The sequence below is a fragment of the Flavobacterium sp. LS1P28 genome, from assembly GCF_003970335.1.
Lineage (GTDB): Bacteria > Bacteroidota > Bacteroidia > Flavobacteriales > Flavobacteriaceae > Flavobacterium.
This window is the reverse complement of the sequence record NZ_RYDI01000018.1, coordinates 31,436-45,923: the sequence shown is the minus strand read 5'-3', so window position 1 is coordinate 45,923 and position 14,488 is coordinate 31,436. Positions and strand designations below refer to the sequence as shown.

The window sequence follows — 14,488 nt, the reverse complement described above, 5'->3', positions numbered from 1 at the left end:
TGGAAAAATACTAGATCTAATATTAAACACGAATTGCACTAATTTCTACGATTCAATTCGTGGAAATTCGTGTGATTTGTGTTTATATTTAATACTATAGACTTAATTTACTCAGTATTGATGCGTGAGATGCGTATACAAGGTAGGGTATAAAATTGCCTTTTATTCGATTATTTTCTCGATATAAGCAGAATTTAAAAGGTACAATGCGCCCATATATCGTATTTTGAACGCCACTAAATCCCCAATTTTATAATTTTTTTTAGAATTTGAAATGTCTATAACCAGCATGTCAGAACTGGCGTCTACTATAGTGATATCCGTATCATCAGATTCGATGTATTGTGGTTGCATGTCTAACAAACCAATGTCTAGAATAGCTCTAAGGGAAGTATCGCCTAAATCAGTGACAGCATCCATCGAAAAGGAATTTCCGGCTACATTCTCGCCTAACTCCCCTGTTGGTGTATTTGGTTTTTCTGTAATTTCGATGATTTCAGCGTATAATTTGAAAACATCATTGTGCATTCCTTCTATGGTATTTCCTGTAAACAAATCTTTCCCGAAAAATAGGGCTTCCCCTATTCGAAAATGATTCACGGCCATTGGTCGGGCATTTTTTAGGAGTAGCGGTACAGTTACAGAAGTTCCTCCGGAGACAAATGGAATACTGATATTGAATTTAGCTTCAATTAGCTGTTTGTATAAGCTCAATTGAATCAATTTGTCCTGCGTAGGCATTACACCGCTAAGGCAATTGAAATTGGTACCAATTCCAGAGATTTCAATATTAGGCATTTTTAGAATTGTGCCATAAAAATCGATCAATTCTTCTCCCATTACACCTTCACGAAGGTCTCCCATTTCAATCATAATGATGATTTTATGGGTCTTGTTTTGTTTTACGGCTTCCTCTGAAAGTAATTGTATGGTATAGATTTCAGTATTAAAACTGATGTCAGCATACCGCACAATACTTTCAATACTTCGTTTAGCAGGTGGTTTAATATACACGGTTTGGATTTCCGGATCCAAGGCTTTAATTTTTTTCAAATTACTTACTCTGGAATCATGAATTTCACGTACTCCTAAAGCGATGATTTCTTTGAGATAAATTTTATTTCCACACAATAGTTTGGAAACCACGCCCCATTGTATATTTCTGGATTTAAAAATAGTATCCAGAAAGGCATAATTTTCTTCAAGTTTTTTGCGATATAGTTTTATAAAAGCCATTATTCTATGATTTTACGTGGAATTGATTTGGAAATCCGAGTTAATAATTCGTAATTGAGTTGGTTGCTGAAATCACTAAAGGAAGCTACAGAAACGGATAGCTCTTTTTGTGTGCCTATCAAGACCACTTCATCTTCTTTTTTTGCCATGTCGATATCAGTAACATCGACAGTCATCATGTTCATGTTTACGGAACCCACTACAATACTGCGTTGTCCATGAATAAGTACACGACCTTGGTTGCTCAACGAGCGACTGTATCCGTGGCAGTAACCAATAGGGATAACAGCAATTTTCATTTTTCTTTTGGCCATAAAACTGGTTCCATACCCAATAAAATCACCAATATTTACTTTCTTTACGCTCATTATAGCACTTTTCCAAGTGATAACGCGTTGCAGCGGATCTATTTTATTTTTTTTAGAATTGAGATAGGTAACAAATACTTCCGGACTGGACCACAATCCGTATTGCATTATTCCGATTCGCACCATATCCATTCTGGTTTGTGGAAACATTATTGATGCTGCAGAGCAAGCAGAATGTCTCATTTGTGGCTTCAGATCATTTTTACAAAAAAAGGCATAAATTTCTTCAAACTTCTTGATTTGCTGATCCACTCTGTAATAATTAGCGATACTTTCGGCCCCGGCATAATGAGTACAAAGCCCTTTGAAAGTAAGATGTTGTTCTTCTTTCTTTAAAAAAGTAATAACAGTATTCAGTTCGTTCTTATCAAAACCAGTTCGGTTCATTCCGGTTTCTACTTCAATGTGCAGAATTGCTTTTTTTTCGAGTTTTTTAGCTGTTTTCATAGCTTTCGTCAGTCGAGTTTTATCAAAGACAAAAAATTCAATATCATTTTTGATTACCCATTCCATATCTTCATCCTGAACGAGTCCCATAACCATAATAGTTGCTTTGTCCTGTAGTGTTGTTTTTACGACTTTGGCTTCCTGAACATCAAAAACAGAAAAATGAGTTACACCACATTGAAAAGCCATAGCCACAAACGGCTGTACTCCATGACCATACGCATTTCCTTTTACGACAGAGGAAATCAGTACTTTTTTTCCAAAGGTCTTTTTTAGAAAATCGATGTTCTTTTGATACGCGGAGCGATTAAGCTCTATTATTGAGTTAGTGTGCATTTGTAATTTGTTTGCTGATGTGATGAAAAACAGCCACTCCAGTTGCTATAATTTCGTCAGGAAAATCATAATCAGGATTGTGTAGTGCGGCAGTGTTTACCCCAGCTCCCAGTCCGAACATGGCGCCGGGATAGTGCTGTGTGAACAAACCAAAATCTTCGCCCCAAGTGAATGGTTTCTCTTTTTCGAATAGTTCAAAACCATTAATTTCTGCTGCCTTTTTGATGAATGCTACAGCAGTTTTGTCATTCTCATTGGCTTGGAAACTTTGTGTCCATTGCGTTTTACACTTCAGTTGATATTCTTTTGCGATTGATCGGGCTGCATTTTCTAAAGCTATTTCGATCTTTCTCATCTGTAAATTGCTATCACTTCGTACTGTAAAATGAATTTCTCCCGCACCAGCTGCTACACCATATGCTTTTTTACCTATTTTGGTATAAATGGGAGTTATCTGGCAATAGTTTTCTTTGGTAATATCGGTCTGAATAGTAGCATTAAATTGATTGATAATGGCGGCTATTGCCAGAGTAGGATTAATTCCTCTTTCAGGTTCACCGGCATGGGCTGTTTTTCCTTTTAATTTTATGATAATGCTATTTACGGCACAGGTAAAAGTTTCGTTTTTTACTACAATTTGATGGATTGGAAACCCTGGTAAATTGTGCAGCGCAAAGACGTAATCAGGTTGAATCAAAGTGAATTTAGTATCTGAAAACACCTTTTGAGCACCACTACCATCTTCTTCAGCCGGTTGAAACAGCAAAATGACGGTTCCAGAGTCCGGTTTGTTCTGATGCAATTCAGCTGCCAAACCACAAAGAATAGCCATGTGTCCATCATGTCCGCATTTGTGTGAGACACCATCAATTAGTGAACGATGTTCAAAACGATTCGTTTCTTCAATTGGCAAAGCATCTAATTCACATCGGAATAATACTGTTTTTCCATTTTTTTTACCTTTATAAATTGCAACCACACCAGTTGTTCCTACTGCGGTAATCAATTCATCAGGAGGGTAATTTTCGAGAAAAGATAGGACGCGTTTTGCTGTTTGATTTTCTTTACCCGAAACCTCTGGGTGTTTGTGAAGCTCCTTTCGTAACCGTACAAGTGTCTCGATGGACGGGTTTGAGTTTTCCATTTTGGATTATTTAATGAGGCGCATTTCCAAATATTTATTGGTAAAACCTAAGCTTTCATATAGTTTTTTGGCAGGATTATCCGGTTCTACATGCAGGGCAATATTTCCTTCGGCAATTGATATTGCTTTTTGCATCAATTGTTTTCCAAACCCTTTTCCCCGTTGGCTGTTGTCCACGGCAATGTATACCAAAATATTTTCAGGAATAAAATCTTTCATTCCCGTGTTGTTCAAGATGACAACTCCTACGATTTTTTGATCTTCGATTCCCACTACAATGTTTCCTCCTTTTGTAGGATTCATAACGTAATCAATACATTTTCGAATGTCTTCAATCGTATCTCCATATTGTTCTAAATGGGTATAAAGGAATAATGCTATAATTTGATTGGTATAAATTGTATCTTCTCCGGTTGTGTCATTAATTTGTTTGAATTCCATTTTGTCTTTCTTTTTTGTTATAGTGATAAAGTGATATTGTAACGAATAAAATAAGAGAAATACTTATTCCATAAAGGTTTGCATCTAAATGTTCCGGTAATTTTAAATCTAAAGGTAGTTTATTCTCTGTAACAATTAGCAGGATTGTGGTGGCACCCCCAAATAACATGCTCCAAAAAGCAGCTGTTGGATGGCTTTTCTTCCAAAATAAAGCGCCTATTACCGGAACGAAAAGGCCCGACACCATAAAAGCATAAGAGTAGAGCATCAGTTCCAGTACATTTTGCATTTGAGAAGCAATTAAAATAGCAAGAAGACCTACAATTAAGGTGACCAATTGTGAGAGCCGAAGCTCTTTTTTATGACTCAATTCTTTTTTTGAAAATTTAGCTATAATATCAGTGACAATATTTCCGGAAGCTGCCATTAAGCAGCTGTCCGCGGTAGAAAGTATGGCCGAAAAATAGGAAGAAAGCATCAGCCCCATTAATCCAACGGGGAGTATAGTGGCCAGTAAAATAGGCAATCCCATTTCGCTATCCATATTGGCTGCATCTGTAATACCGTCAAACATTCCTTTGTTTGCAGCCACTTTAGCCAGCATTCCCAGAATCACTCCCATAAATGCCATTATAGGCCATTCAAAAACACCCGCAATCAACCATGCTTTTTTAGCTTCTTTCTCTCCTTTGCTAGCATAAATCCGCTGGTATAAAGTCATTCCTACAAACCAAATGGGTATAATGGTTATGGACCAGTTTAAAATCTGATACCATTTTACATTGGTTAGTGATAAATATTCAGGTGCCAGGGTAGTCTTGATTGCCTCATACCCTCCCACGGCATTGTAGGCAACTGGAATTCCTATAAAAACCAATCCGCCAATAAGGACTAACCACTGGATTGTATCGGTATAAATAACGGCTTTTAATCCTCCAATAGCCGTATAAATTACAGCGATAAGTCCCATTACAATTAGCGCTGTTTGTAAATTAAGTCCTTCTATGGTTGCCGAAGCTAATTTGGCTCCAGCCAAAACCTGAGAACTTGTAAATCCAAGATATCCAATAGCCGAAATAATTCCGGCCAGTAGCGCTACTTTAGCATTATAAAAATGATCAAATATTTGGGGAAAAGTGAAAAACTTATATTTATGTCCTAATGCACTTACTTTTGGAATTAGAAAAACAGCACTCAGCCAAGCGCCCAGCAGTCCGGTGAACAGCATCCAAGAACCGGATATTCCCATCGTAAAACCCAGACCGCCCAATCCTATTGAGAATCCACCACCTACATCTGTGGCTACAACGGATAAACCAATGTGCCAGCTATTCATATTTCTTCCGCTAACGTAAAAATCTTCCGCGGTTTTATTCTTATTGAAAAAATAAACGCCAACGCCTAGCATAACCAGCATGTAAACAACAAAGATTGCATAATCTATTAGGTGCATATTATTAATTTTCGATTATTTAATAGCCTGTACATGGAATTTTTCCAAAAGGCAAAAGGTGCAGTAAACTGCAAAAAAAAGATGATTTTTTTTAGAATATTTTCTAAAATAAGGGATCTTAGCTTTGGGTTAAAAGTGCAAAAAAAAGACTTTATTAACCACAAAAAATAATTTGGTATTTTACAAATGTAAGGCAAATTATCTAAAAAATCCTTTTAAAATGCAGATATTGTCTTTTTTGCAACAAATAACGGCCACTTTTTGCGTTAATAGTATTGGTTTTATAGAAGTAAAATCGAATGAAATTTTTGATGAAAAATGCCAATCTGACCGTGCAGTTTTCTTTAAAAAGACTCTAAAAACGATTGTTTTTTTTAACATATTTGTTATTTTTTTGATAATCTAAAATTCATAAATTTCAAAAAAGAAGGAATGTGGATGCAATATTCGAAGAGATTTTTTATCTTTAAAAATTATTTTAACTCAAAAAAATTCATGAAAAAACTATTAGGTATTTCGCTTTTTTTTATTGGTGCAGTTCTGTTTGCCCAAGACAATAAAGCCAATTATGTGTCTGAAAATTATACTAAAAAGGAAGTGCATATTAAAATGCGTGATGGAGTAGAGTTGTTTACTGCCATTTATACTCCCAAAGATGTTTCTACAAAATATCCAATTATAATGCAAAGAACACCATATAACTCGGGGCCTTATGGAGAAAATCAGTTCAAGAAAAGCATTTCTCCCAGTGAAACGATGATGAAAGAAGGATATATTGTAGTCTATCAAGATGTTCGAGGACGATTCATGAGTGATGGTTTGTATGACAACATGCGTGGTTTTATTCCAAATAAAAAAGGCAAGAAAGATACGGATGAAGCTTCGGATACTTATGATACGATAGAGTGGCTGGTGAAAAATGTGGCTAACAATAATGGAAATGTTGGAACTTGGGGAATCTCATATCCAGGTTTTTACGCTACATATTCTTTATTGAGTAATCATCCAGCTTTGAAAGCCGTTTCGCCTCAGGCATGTATCGCTGATTTCTTTTTTGATGATTTTCATCACAATGGAGCGTATTTGTTGAGTTATTGGAAAGTCACTCCGTTATTTGGCCCTCAAAAAACAAAACGTACTACGGAACCTTGGTACAAATTTACGAATGCGGGTACAAACGATGATTATCAGTTTTTCCTGGATGCAGGACCACTCTCTAATTTAGACAAATATTATGGAAAAGAGAATGAGTTTTGGCAACAGCTGAAAGACCATTCCAGTTACGATGATTTTTGGCAAAAGCGTGGAATTTTACAGCATTTGAATAATATTAAACCAGCGGTAATGACAGTAGGAGGTTGGTTTGATGCCGAAGATTTATACGGTCCTTTGAATACCTACAGTACGATAGAAAAGAGCAGTAAAAACTACAACACAATTGTTATGGGACCCTGGAGTCATGGTGATTGGGCTAGGAATTCAGCAAAGCAAGTGATTGGTAATATTAATTTTGGAGATAGTATTTCTGGTTTTTATCAAAAAAATATTGAATCTAATTTCTTTCGTCATTTTTTGAAAAATAATGGAAAAGGAGCTAATAAATTGCCTGAAGCTTATGTTTTTGACACCGGAAGAAAAGAGTGGAAAACCTATGATGCCTGGCCTCCCGTAAATACTGAAAAACAAGATTTCTTTTTGCAAGGGAGTAAATTGACAAAATTGGCTAAGCAAAATATTTCTTTTGAAGAATTTATTAGTGATCCTAAGAAACCGGTACCCTATTCGGAGGATATTAAACAAAACGGACTTACTCCAAGGAAATACATGACCGATGACCAGCGTTTTGCTGCACGACGTCCGGATGTGATTGTTTTTGAAACAGAAGTATTGAATGATGATACCACATTAGCCGGAGAAATCTTGGCTAAATTACAAGTTTCTACTACAGGAACTGATGCGGATTGGATTGTAAAAGTGATTGATGTTTTCCCAAACGACGAACCGGAAACAAAAGAAGTAGCTCCGTATCTAAAGATGAGTAATTACCACATGATGGTACGAAGTGAAGTTATGCGAGGCCGTTTTAGAAATAGTTTTTCAAAACCAGAACCTTTTGTAGCCAATGAGAAAACAGCAGTTAATATTAAGTTACAAGATGTATTTCATACGTTCAAAAAAGGACACAAAATCCAGATTCAGGTTCAAAGTACGTGGTTTCCATTTATAGATTTGAATCCACAGACATTTGTTGACAATATCTTTTATGCAAAACCTGAAGATTTTAAGAAACAAACGCACAAGATTTATAACGACTCTAAAATTGAGTGTACTGTTTTAAAATAAAACGGCAATCGGGTTGTGCGCCATAAAAGCATTCGACTATATTTAAAACTAAAATCCCAATCTTTTTTTTAAAGATTGGGATTTTAGTTTTAAAGGATGCAGGCTAAAATTAATATGTACTACGCTATTTTTAAAGTTTTTAGTTTATTGTTTAAAGAATAAGAATTGCTTTGTATATTATAGGTATTTAGAACGGATAAGAGCAAAAAAACGCTCTGAAATTTCAGAGCGTCTCTAACTTTATACCGAAGATTTATAGAAATTCACCGTGTTGCGAAATATCTAAGCCTAATTCTTCTTTTTCTTCACTTACTCTTAGAGGAGTTATTTTGTTTACAATATAGAAAAGGAAATAAGACATTGAGAATGCAAATATGGAAACGACAACCATAGCAAATAATTGATTTAAGAATAATGTTGTTTCTCCAAAAATAAGTCCTTGGTTATCACCAACGGCCGCGTTTATTGATTTTGAAGCAAATACACCTGTCAAAAGCATCCCAATGATGCCACCTACACCGTGACAGGCAAATACATCTAAAGCATCATCAATTTTACATTTGTGGAAACTTCTAACCACCAGATTACTCACAATACTTGCAAAAATTCCTATGAACAAAGCATGAGGAATGCTAACAAAACCAGCTGCAGGAGTAATGGCAACTAATCCGACCACTACACCAATACAAGCTCCCATTGCCGACAATTTATGACCAAGAATTTTATCAAGAAATACCCAAGCCATTCCAGCAGCAGCAGCAGCAATAGTAGTTGTCCCCAGTGCTTGTACGGCAAGCCCATTAGCTCCTAAAGCGGAACCTGCGTTGAACCCGAACCATCCAAACCACAACAATCCGGTACCTAACATTACGTATGTTATACGTGCGGGATTTCCTTTTTCTGCTTTTCTTTTGCCTAAGAAAATGGCACCAGCCAGAGCAGCCCAACCAGCACTCATATGAACTACAGTTCCACCAGCAAAATCCAATACGCCCATTTTAAAGAGAATACCATCTGGATGCCATGTCATGTGAGCCAGCGGGGTATAAACGAGCAGTATGAATAAAACCATAAATAGTAAGTACGCCCAAAAACGAATTCGTTCTGCAAAAGCGCCGGTGATTAAAGCGGGTGTAATGATGGCGAATTTTGCTTGAAATAAGGCAAAGAGCATAAATGGAATTGTTGGAGCTAGACCCCAAGATGTGTTTGTGCTTACGCCTTGAAAAAATAAATGCGGAATTGGATTCCCTATTATTCCTCCAATAGTTGGACCAAAAGATAATCCGAAAGCGATGACAACCCACAACACGGTAACGATTATCATTGCCATAAAGCTTTGAAGCATGGTACTAATGACATTTTTTTTACCTACCATTCCACCGTAAAAGAAACCTAAACCGGGTGTCATGATTAATACAAGTGCAGTTGCAACGATCATCCAAGCGGTATCGCCGGTATCAAATTTTACTGCTTCTGTAGGAGCTGGACTTTCGGCTAAGAAATAATTTGAACAAAGGGTTAATACCAAAATCGTGATCAATATCACACTTAGAATAATTTTTCGCATCGTTTTTCAGTTTTAAATTTTTATAAAAATATAAAATTGTTCAACATACCCCTATAGTAAAGTATATTAATGTTTTATTTTTATGATTTTTACAATCTAACCCCTATTTTTTTATGGGTATTTTATATTTTAAAGATAAAATTTGTTTTTTATTAAAATCTAGTTAAATAAAATTACCAATTTAGTGAATACTTGGGGTCTTGTGGTGAAAAATTAGACTTCCAATCTGGGAATTTTAATGCACTTAGCATTAAGACAAAATTTGATATATAAAAAATGCACCAATTGTATAGCTACAAGTGATGCATTTTTCAAAAACTAAAGGATCTCCTTATTTTAAAAGATGTTTGCTTAAAAGTTTGTAAACTTCATTAATGTTATTACCACCTTTACCAAATTGTTTTACAATTGGGGTTGCGTCATTGTTTAACCAAATTTTCAACTCGGCATCCATATCTAATATTCCAGCACTTTCTTTAGAGAATTTTTTGATACTCAAATACGGAATTGACATATAATCAACCTTGGTTCCAACCAATTGTTTTTCGACCAGAATCAATCTTTTATTGGTGAAAACAAACATATCCCGAATTAATTTATATGCTTTTTCGATTGTTTCTCCATCAATTAGGATTGGCTCAAATTCAGTAGCAACATCTTTAATGTTTACTTCAGAGGCATTGCCCAGGATGGCGTTAAATAGTCCCATTGTATTTGTTATTTTTGATTGTATTTTGTTTTATAAATATCGTTCATTTTTGTTTGGTGTGTTTCAAGACTGATCATTCTGCCTTGAATAAAAGCATTAGTTAGTTTGTTCGTTCTCATGTCTAAAGCATCACCCTCAGAAATAAATAAGGTAGCATCCTTTCCTTGTTCTAAAGTACCACATTGTTTATCGATCCCTAATAATTTGGCGGTATTGAAGGTTATTAGTTGTAGCGCTTTTTCTTTGTCAAGTCCATAAGCAGCACATGTTCCGGCCAGGAAAGGTAAGTTTCTGGTATTCATACGCTCCATGGATCCACTGTTTTCCAAGCCTACAACAACGCCTTTATCTGTCAATAATTTAGCGTTTTTGTACGGTAAATCAATGTCATGATCTTCATTTTCAGGCATATCATGCACTCTTTTTAATAATACTCCAATGTTGTTTTTTTGAAGTAAGTCAGCCGTTTTATACGCTTCATAACCACCAACAATTACTATTTTTTTAACTCCATTTTCTTTTGCCATTTGTATAGCATCAATAATTTGTTTTTCTTCATTTGCGTGTATGAATAAGGTTTGATTTCCGTCAAACAATCCTTTTGTAGCCTCAAAAATCAAATTTCTTTCTTTGGGGCTATCTGCTAAGTATGCTTTTGCGCTAGTCAAAAAAGTAGTTATCTCTGAGTGTTGTTTGCTATAGTCTTTATTTGCTTCAATTGTTCCGGGTTCAAACCAGGAACCACTTCTTTTAAAACTAGAAGGGAAATTAAGATGAATCCCATCATTTTCTTTTATCAGTGCATCCTTCCAGTTCCAGGCATCAAGCTGAACGATGGATGAAGTGCCTGAAATTCTTCCGCCACGTGGGGTAATTTGCGCCATCAAAATTCCGTTTGGTTTAATGGTTTCAATTACTTTTGAATCAGCATTATAGGCAATAATACTTCTTACGTGAGGATTCATATTTCCTATTTCGCTTTCATCATCAGAAGATTTTATGGCATCTATTTCGACTAAGCCCAAGGTAGAATTGGGCGCTATAAATCCTGGATATACGTGTTTTCCGCTGGCGTCAATGGTAATATCATACGCTCCTTGAGCTAGTTTTATTAATCGGGCATCTGCCACTAATGTAATTTTGCCTTCTACAAATCCTATAGCACTGTTTTCGATTATTTCGCCATTTCCTAAATGTGCTGTTGCATTTAGAATTAAAATAGATTTTGATTGTTTTGAAGCAGGAGCTTGCTGTGCCTTTGTAAGTATTGATATGCTAAATACCAATAGTAAAATATATATATTTTTATTCATCCTATTTTGTTGTTTTAGATTTAAGAAACGTAGATTTCTTGAGCTTAATGTTCCAAAGAATCACAATGATATTCTATTTTTTCCTTCTTTTTAGGCTCTTGAGTGATCATTCCTTTGTTTTTTTCTTGCAATAGTTGGCCTATTAACTCATTTCTTTCTTTGGCAACTGCTACTCTTTGTGCTTCATCTTTTTGCACATCATAATAAACGACACCTTCAATTATTGTTTTTTCAGCTTTAGCATAAATAGATAAAGGATTGTTGTTCCAAAGTACTACATCAGCATCTTTTCCTATTTTTATACTTCCCACTTTATCATCAATATGCAATAATTTTGCAGGATTCAAAGTCACGAATTTCCATGCTTCTTCTTCTGAAATGTTTCCATATTTCACTGCTTTTGCAGCTTCTTGATTTAATCTTCTGGACATTTCAGCGTCATCAGAGTTATAGGCTACTACAAGTCCCGCATTGTGCATGATTGGACCGTTGAACGGAATGGCATCATTCACTTCAAATTTATACGCCCACCAATCCGAGAACGTCGAGGCTCCTACTCCGTGTTTTTTCATTTCATCGGCTACTTTGTATCCTTCAAGGATATGTGTAAAGGTATTTACTCTAAAGTTAAATTTTTCGGCAACATTCATCAACATCAAAATTTCAGATTGCACATAAGAGTGGCAGGAAATGAAACGTTCCTTATTAAGGATTTCAGCTAGAGTCTGTAGTTCTAAGTCTACCCTTGGCGCTTTCCCTTTTCCTTTTTTACCACTTGAATTATAAGTTTTCCAAGCCAAGTCATATTCTTTTGCACGTTGAAAATAATCTGTAAAAACCTGTTCCACACCCATTCTTGTTTGAGGAAAACGAGTAGGGTTGGTAATTCCCCAGTTGGCTTGTTTCACATTTTCACCTAAAGCAAATTTAATAAATTTTGGTTGGTCTTTGTAAAGCATTTCTTCTGCAGAAGCTCCCCATTTCCATTTTACAATGGCAGAGCGTCCTCCGATAGGATTAGCAGAACCATGCAATAATTGCGAAGTTGTTACACCACCAGCTAAATCTCTATAGATATTAACGTCTTCGGAATTGACTACATCCTCAATTGTTACTTCAGCACTGGAGTTGTGTCCCCCTTCATTGACACCTCTTGAAATGGCTATGTGGGAATGTTCATCGATTATTCCGCTGGTCAAATGTTTGCCTTTTGCATCTAAAACTGTGGCGGAAGCATCAGAAAGGTTTTTGCCGATAGCAGCAATTTTTCCATTTTTGATTAAAACATCTGTTTCTTCTAATACACCTTCTTTTTCATTGGTCCAAACCGTGGCATTTTTGAATAAAAGTGTCTGTTGTGTTGCTTTTTTTACCGTCCCGAAGGCAACATTTGGAAATGTTGTAGGGAGGATCATATTGTTTTTTTCAATTTTTGAAGAATCAACCGCTTTTGCAAAAGGAGCCGTTTTTACAGCGCTCCATTTCACTTCATTTCCATTGAATAAAATTGCTTTTCCAGAAATTTTCTCAATATCGTCTATGTATCCTGTTGCTCTTGTAAAGCTGGTTTTTGTAGAATCATTGGGTTTGATTATTATTGAAATCCAGTTATTAGCAATAGTAAGTTTAGACTTTATTTTTTTAGCATCAACACTTGTGATTTCTGATTTTGGTGCAGCTATGTCGCCGTCAAGAGTCCATTTGTATTTGGTGTTATTGACCGTTAAGTCATACTTACCACGAATGTCTTTAACCATAATATCATTGATGACATACTTACTTCCTTGAACCCAGTTTTCGTAAACGATGGTTTTTTCTTCGAATATTTCTCCGGAGGTGATCACAAAATTAGCTAGACTTCCGGTTTTTAAACTTCCAATTTCGTTGCTTTTTCCTAAAATTGATGCTGGAATTGTTGTCAGTGCTTCTAATGCTTTGGTTGTATCAAAACCATATTTAATGGCTCTTAGAAGATTGGTTCTGAAATCTTCCACCTTCTTTAATTTGTCTGTCGTCAAGGCGAAAACAATACCGTTATCAGACAAAACCTTTAGATTAGTAGGGGCTTGATTCCAGAAACGCAAATCTTTCAATTCCATTTGATTGGCTTGGTACGGATCAGACACATCATAAGCTTCAGGGAAATTGATTGGAATAATAAATTTAGAATTTGTTTTTTTTATTTCTTCAATTCTTTCAAATTCATTTCCTATGCCTTTCAATACATAGTTCAATCCAAATTCTTTTGCTATTTTAGAAGCTCTAACACTATTTAATTTATCCTCCGAAGCAAAAATTTGAACTAATTTTTCATTATTTGATAAGGCTTCTAATGATAAATCTTTGGTTGCAGCATTCCCTTTTTTGTACCAATCTAAATCAAAGTACATTTGGCGTAATAAGGCCATCATTCCCATTAATGAGCTAGGATAGGATTGATTTGTAGTGGCACTTTTTGTAAATGCAAAGTGATTAGTGATTTTGTCAGATAATAATTGTGTGCTTTTATCAGCGTTGTTCAAAGCGATTAACATTCCGGATCCTTGGGCAATTCCATCCGGAACGTGAGTACCTACAACACCAAATCCTGCTTTTAACAATTCCTCTGCTTTAGTTGGGTCGTATTTAAAACTTTCATATCCATTTACTTCTGAGCGAATATTTTCATTCCAATAATATCCCACTCTTTTAGTATCGTACAAAGGATTTCTTTCCGTACTTGTTATTCCTTTTGGTTTTTCAATTCCAAAACTGGTATAAATGTCAATAAAGGAAGGATATATTGATTTTCCTTCCAGATTTATAGTAACGCAATTGTTAGGAATAGTAATGGTAGCACCGGCACCAATTACTTTTCCGTTTTGAATTAATAAAGTGCCTTTTTCAATAATTTGTGTTGGGGTAACATAAATTTTGGCATTGGTAAAAGCAGTGAAATTGGTGTTTTTGTTTTGAACACTTTCGTTATTAGGAAAGTATTCCTGAGCATAGGTTTTTGGTACCAAAAAACTCAAACAGAGTAGGAGTAGGATTTTTTTCATAGTGTGGTTTCTAATTATTTTCTAAAAGTAGAAAAATGTTAATATTATACCTTCACTTTTTTTAATTTTAACATTTTGTTTTCGCGA

Annotated in this window: 10 protein-coding genes; 1 reads left to right on the top strand and 9 read right to left on the bottom strand. The window is 35.4% G+C overall.

What is annotated here, in order from left to right; all coding sequences use genetic code 11:
- Positions 1-162: 162 nt before the first annotated feature.
- The 5 genes from EKL97_RS12930 to EKL97_RS12910 are packed head-to-tail and all read right to left on the bottom strand — an operon-like array spanning position 163 to position 5,425.
- The gene (locus EKL97_RS12930) at positions 163-1,236 is read right to left on the bottom strand and encodes an alanine/ornithine racemase family PLP-dependent enzyme (RefSeq protein ID WP_126462586.1); all 1,074 of its coding nucleotides are present in this window, start codon (positions 1,234-1,236) and stop codon (positions 163-165) included.
- Positions 1,236-2,387 (bottom strand): alanine racemase, encoded by a 1,152-nt coding sequence (alr, locus tag EKL97_RS12925; protein WP_126569012.1) that lies wholly within the window; start codon positions 2,385-2,387, stop codon positions 1,236-1,238. The genes EKL97_RS12930 and alr overlap by 1 nt, the downstream gene beginning before the upstream one ends.
- Entirely contained in the window at positions 2,377-3,531 is a 1,155-nt protein-coding gene (locus tag EKL97_RS12920; RefSeq protein ID WP_126569011.1) for an amidohydrolase, read from the bottom strand. The genes alr and EKL97_RS12920 overlap by 11 nt, the downstream gene beginning before the upstream one ends.
- A gap of 6 nt (positions 3,532-3,537) precedes the next feature.
- On the bottom strand, positions 3,538-3,972 hold the full coding sequence (locus EKL97_RS12915) for a GNAT family N-acetyltransferase (protein ID WP_126515464.1): 435 nt from the start codon (positions 3,970-3,972) through the stop codon (positions 3,538-3,540).
- A complete protein-coding gene (locus EKL97_RS12910; protein WP_126554123.1) occupies positions 3,953-5,425 on the bottom strand; it encodes a sodium:solute symporter in 1,473 nt (490 codons plus the stop codon). Before EKL97_RS12910 ends, EKL97_RS12915 begins: the two co-directional genes overlap by 20 nt.
- Positions 5,426-5,920: 495 nt before the next feature.
- On the opposite strand from EKL97_RS12910, the gene EKL97_RS12905 reads away from it, so the two are divergent.
- Complete coding sequence (locus EKL97_RS12905) at positions 5,921-7,768, top strand: CocE/NonD family hydrolase (protein WP_126462571.1); 1,848 nt, start codon at positions 5,921-5,923, stop codon at positions 7,766-7,768.
- A 253-nt stretch (positions 7,769-8,021) separates the two neighbouring features.
- Here EKL97_RS12905 and EKL97_RS12900 read toward each other — a convergent pair whose 3' ends face one another.
- The 4 genes from EKL97_RS12900 to EKL97_RS12885 form a co-directional block, all read right to left on the bottom strand.
- Entirely contained in the window at positions 8,022-9,338 is a 1,317-nt protein-coding gene (locus tag EKL97_RS12900; protein WP_126569010.1) for an ammonium transporter, read from the bottom strand.
- Positions 9,339-9,669: 331 nt separating this feature from the next.
- Complete coding sequence (locus EKL97_RS12895; RefSeq protein WP_126462565.1) at positions 9,670-10,047, bottom strand: PH domain-containing protein; 378 nt, start codon at positions 10,045-10,047, stop codon at positions 9,670-9,672.
- 8 nt (positions 10,048-10,055) lie between these two features.
- Positions 10,056-11,360: an amidohydrolase family protein gene (locus EKL97_RS12890; RefSeq protein WP_126462562.1), complete on the bottom strand. Its 1,305-nt coding sequence runs from the start codon at positions 11,358-11,360 to the stop codon at positions 10,056-10,058.
- A 44-nt stretch (positions 11,361-11,404) separates the two neighbouring features.
- Positions 11,405-14,401, bottom strand: a complete 2,997-nt coding sequence (locus tag EKL97_RS12885; RefSeq protein WP_126569009.1) for an amidohydrolase family protein — start codon at positions 14,399-14,401, stop codon at positions 11,405-11,407.
- Between the last annotated feature and the right edge of the window lie 87 nt (positions 14,402-14,488).